Annotated in this window: 2 protein-coding genes; both read right to left on the bottom strand. The window is 66.4% G+C overall.

Annotated features, from left to right (window positions below):
- Positions 1-2,249: NADP-dependent malic enzyme (locus tag RT697_RS19930; RefSeq protein ID WP_313701257.1), on the bottom strand; the 2,249-nt coding region annotated here is incomplete at its 3' end.
- A gap of 239 nt (positions 2,250-2,488) precedes the next feature.
- A partial coding sequence (gene aceE, locus RT697_RS19925; protein WP_313701255.1) for a pyruvate dehydrogenase (acetyl-transferring), homodimeric type occupies positions 2,489-4,705 on the bottom strand: 2,217 nt, incomplete at its 5' end.

Here is a 4,705-nt window from a genome sequence, read left to right as displayed (position 1 = left end):
ACGGCCAGCGCCGTCATGTTGACGATGCGGCGCACGGTGGCGCTGGTGGTCAGGATGTGCACGGGACGCGCGGCGCCCAGCAGGATCGGACCCATCGCGACGCCATTGCTGCCGGTCATCTTCAGCATGTTGTACGTGATGTTGCCGGTGTCCAGATTGGGCATGACCAGGAGGTTGGCGCGGCCCTTCAGCGTGCTGTCCGGATAGGCCAGGACACGGATCTTTTCGGACAGGGCGGCATCGGCGTGCATTTCGCCGTCGACTTCCAGGTCCGGCGCGCGGTCTTGCACGATCTGGCGCGCGGCGGCCATCTTGCGCGACGATTCCGTGACGCGGCTGCCGAAGTTCGAGTGCGACAGCAGGGCGATCTTCGGCACCACGCCGAAACGCAGCATTTCGTCGGCGGCCTGGATGGTGATGCTGGCCACTTCGTCGGCCGACGGGTTTTCGTTGACGTGCGTGTCGGTGACGAACAGCGTCTGGTCGGGCAGCATCAGCACGTTCAGGGCGGCGTAGGTCTGGCCTTCCTTCTTGCCGATGATTTCGTCGATGTACTTGAGCTGGTTGTCGTACTTGCTGGCCACGCCGCACAGCAGCGCGTCGGCATCGCCACGGCGCAGCAGCATCGCGCCGATCAGCGTGTTGTGCTTGCGGATCATCGCCTTGGCGATGGCCGGCGTCACGCCTTCACGGCCCTTCAGCTGGTAGTACGCATTCCACGTCTCGTTGAAGCGGCTGTCGTCTTCGGGATCGACGATCTCGAAGTGCTGGCCGGCGACGAGGCGCAGGCCGGCCTTCTGGATGCGCATCTCGATGACGGCGGGACGGCCGATCAGGATCGGGAACGCCAGCTTTTCGTCGGCGACCGTCTGCACGGCGCGCAGGACGCGTTCGTCTTCGCCGTCGGCATAGATGACGCGCTTGGGCGCCTTCTTGGCCTGGGCGAACAGCGGACGCATCAACTGGCCCGAGTGGTACACGAAGCCCATCAGCTTCTGGCGGTAGGCTTCGATGTCCTCGATGGGGCGGGCAGCCACGCCGGAGTCGGCGGCGGCCTGCGCGACGGCCGGGGCGATCTGCACGATCAGGCGCGGATCGAATGGCTTCGGGATGATGTACTCGGGGCCGAACGACAGTTCCTGGCCGGCGTAGGCGCGGGCGACTTCATCGTTCTGCTCGGCCTGCGCCAGATCGGCGATGGCCTTGACGCACGCCAGCTTCATTTCCTCGGTGATGCGCGAGGCGCCGGCATCCATGGCGCCGCGGAAGATGAAGGGGAAGCACAGGACGTTGTTGACCTGGTTCGGGTAGTCCGAGCGGCCGGTTGCGATGATGCAGTCGGGGCGCGCGGCCTTGGCGATTTCGGGGCGGATTTCCGGTTCCGGGTTGGCCAGGGCCAGGATCAGCGGACGGTCGGCCATGGTCTTGACCATGTCGGCGGTCAGCACGCCGGCGGTGGAGCAGCCCAGGAACACGTCGGCGCCGTTGACCACGTCGGCGAGCGTGCGCGCGTCGGTCTTCTGCGCGTAGCGCTTCTTGTTGGCTTCCATGTTCTCGTCGCGGCCGTCCCAGATGACGCCGCGCGAGTCCACCACGAAGATGTTTTCGCGCTTGATGCCCAGGTGAACCAGGAGGTCCAGGCAGGCGATGGCGGCAGCGCCGGCGCCGGAGCAAGCCAGCTTGACCGAGCCGATGTCCTTGTTCACGACCTTCAGGCCGTTCAGGATGGCGGCCGACGAGATGATGGCGGTGCCGTGCTGGTCGTCGTGGAAGACGGGGATCTTCATGCGCTCGCGCAGCTTCTTCTCGATGTAGAAGCACTCGGGCGCCTTGATGTCTTCAAGGTTGACGCCGCCCAGCGTGGGTTCCAACGCGGCGATGATGTCGACGAGCTTGTCCGGATCGTTCTCGGCCAGTTCAATGTCGAACACGTCGATGCCGGCGAATTTCTTGAACAGGCAACCCTTGCCTTCCATCACGGGCTTGGCGGCCAGCGGGCCGATGTTGCCCAGACCCAGCACGGCGGTGCCGTTGGTGATCACGCCCACGAGGTTGCCGCGCGACGTGTACTTGGAGGCCGCGTCGTCGCCCTGGTCGAAAATGGCCATGCAAGCCGCAGCCACGCCGGGGGAGTAGGCCAGGGACAGGTCGTCCTGGTTGGCCAGGGTCTTGGTCGGGGTGACCGAGATTTTGCCGGGAGTGGGATAGGCGTGGTAGTCCAACGCCAGTTTGGTGAGAGTTTCGTCCATGGGATCGGGGCCTGAAAGGGCTAACGGAAAAAGACAGGGATGAAAAAAACGGGGATGCCAAAAGGCGGGCTCGCGGCCCGCCGTATTCTTTGCGAAATGCTTGGGGAACACCCGTATTTCACCAGAAAGCGCGGGTGCTTGGTTGCTGCACTGCAGCGAGCGTTCGCTTTGGTTAGCTTTTAATCAAGCAAACGCGTGCGCTGCGTCAGACCGATGGACGAGGTTTGATGGACGAGGGGTCAGATTTCCCAAGGGGGTGACTGGCGGCTGCCGGCATTCAGGGCCTCGCGCAGCGCGCGCGCGTCGTCCCGTCTGCCCAGGCTGTCCAGGGCGTATAGCACGATCCAGTCCGCGCTGACCTCGAAGAAATCGCGCAACCTTGCCCGGGTGTCGCTGCGCCCGAACCCGTCGGTGCCGAGCGTGCGGTAGGGCGCGGTCACGTACGCGCGGATCTGTTCAGGCACGGCGCGCACGTAATCGCTGGCGCCGATCACCGGCGCGTCGCTGTCGCCCAGGCAGGCGCGCACCCAGTCCTGATCGTCGGGGGTGTCCAGACCCAGCACGCCGGCCCGCTCGGCCTGGCGGCCGCTGCGGGCCAGTTCCGAGAAGCTGGTGACGCTCCAGACCTCGGCGTCCACACCGAATTCGTCCTGCAGGCGCGTGGCCGCCATCTCGGCCTCGCGCAGCATGGGGCCGGCGGCCAAGAGGCGGACCTGAGCCATGCCGCGCGCGGGCCGCAGCCGGTACAGGCCGCGCAGGATGCCTTCGCGCGTGGCCGGATCGTCGGGCATGCGGGGCTGCGCCAGGTTTTCGTTCGTGACGGTCAGGTAGAAGAATTCGTCGCGCTGTTCGTCCAGCATGCGGCGCATGCCGTGTTCGACGATGACGGCGACCTCGTAGGCGTAGGCCGGGTCGTAGGCGCGGCAGTTGGGGACGGTGGCGGCCATGATGTGGCTGGAGCCGTCCTGGTGTTGCAGGCCTTCACCGCCCAGCGTTGTGCGGCCCGACGTGGCGCCGATCAGGAAGCCCCGGGTGCGCTGGTCGGCGGCGGCCCAGATCAGGTCCCCGATGCGCTGGAATCCGAACATCGAGTAATAGATATAGAAGGGCAGCATCGGCAGGCCGTTGACCGAATAGCTGGTGCCGGCCGCGGTCCATGACGAGATCGCGCCGGCTTCGGTGATGCCTTCTTCGAGGATCTGGCCGTCGCGGGCCTCGCGGTAGTACAGCACCGAGCCGATGTCCTCGGGCTCGTAGAGTTGGCCCTGCGCGGAATAGATGCCGATCTGCCGGAACAGGTTGGCCATGCCGAAGGTGCGGGCTTCGTCCGCGACGATGGGCACGATGCGCGGACCCACGGTGGCGTCTTTCAGCAGCGCGGTGAGCATGCGCACGATGGCCATCGTGGATGACATTTCCTTGCCGTCGGCGGCCAGGGCGAAGCGCGCCCATTGGTCTGCATCCGGCGGCGCAAGCCGCGGGGCCTCGGCGTTGCGGCGCGGAATGTAGCCGCCCAGCGCGGCGCGGCGCGCCTGCAGGTGGCGCATCTCGGCGCTGTCGCCGGCGGGCCGGTAGAACTTGAGCGCCAGGCAGTCGGCGTCGGAAATCGCCAGGGCGAAGCGGTCGCGGAAGGCGAGCAGCGCCTCGTCGTCCAGCTTTTTCTGCTGGTGGGTCGTCATCTTGCCCTGACCGGCCGTTCCCATGCCGAACCCTTTCTTGGTCTGGGCAAGGATGACGGTGGGCTGGCCGCGATGGCGCGCGGCGCGGTGGTAGGCCGCGTGGATCTTCACCATATCGTGGCCGCCGCGGCTCAGGCGGTCGATGGCCTCGTCGGACCAGTCGGCCACCAATGCGGCCAGTTCCGGATTCTGGTTGAAGAAGTGGGCGCGGTTGAAGGCGCCGTCGTTGGCCGCGAAGGTCTGGAACTGGCCGTCCACGGTGTTGGCGAAGGCGCGGGCCAGCGCACCGCCCGTGTCCCGGCGCAGCAGCGCGTCCCAGTCGCTGCCCCAGACCAGCTTGATGACGTTCCAGCCCGCGCCGGCGTACAGGGTTTCCAGTTCATCGATGATGCGGCCGTTGCCGCGCACCGGGCCGTCCAGGCGCTGCAGGTTGCAGTTGACGACGAAGATCAGGTTGTCGAGCTTTTCGCGCGCGGCCAGTGTGAGCGCCGCGATGGATTCGGGCTCGTCCATTTCGCCGTCGCCGAAGATGCCCCACACCTTGCGGTCGGCGCCTGGCACCAGCGAGCGGTGCTCCAGGTAGCGCATGAAGCGCGCCTGGTAGATCGCGTTGATGGGGCCGATGCCCATGGAGCCGGTGGGGAACTGCCAGAAGTCCGGCATCAGCCACGGGTGAGGGTAGGACGACAAACCTCGCAGGCCGCGCGTGGTGGCCGTGATTTCCTGGCGGAAGTGCGCCAGGTCGTCTTCGCCCAGGAAGCCTTCCAGGTAGGCGCG

Source organism: Achromobacter sp. (genome assembly GCF_032113835.1).
In the GTDB taxonomy this organism is placed as follows: domain Bacteria; phylum Pseudomonadota; class Gammaproteobacteria; order Burkholderiales; family Burkholderiaceae_B; genus Achromobacter.
This window is presented reverse-complemented; position numbering and strand designations above follow the sequence as displayed.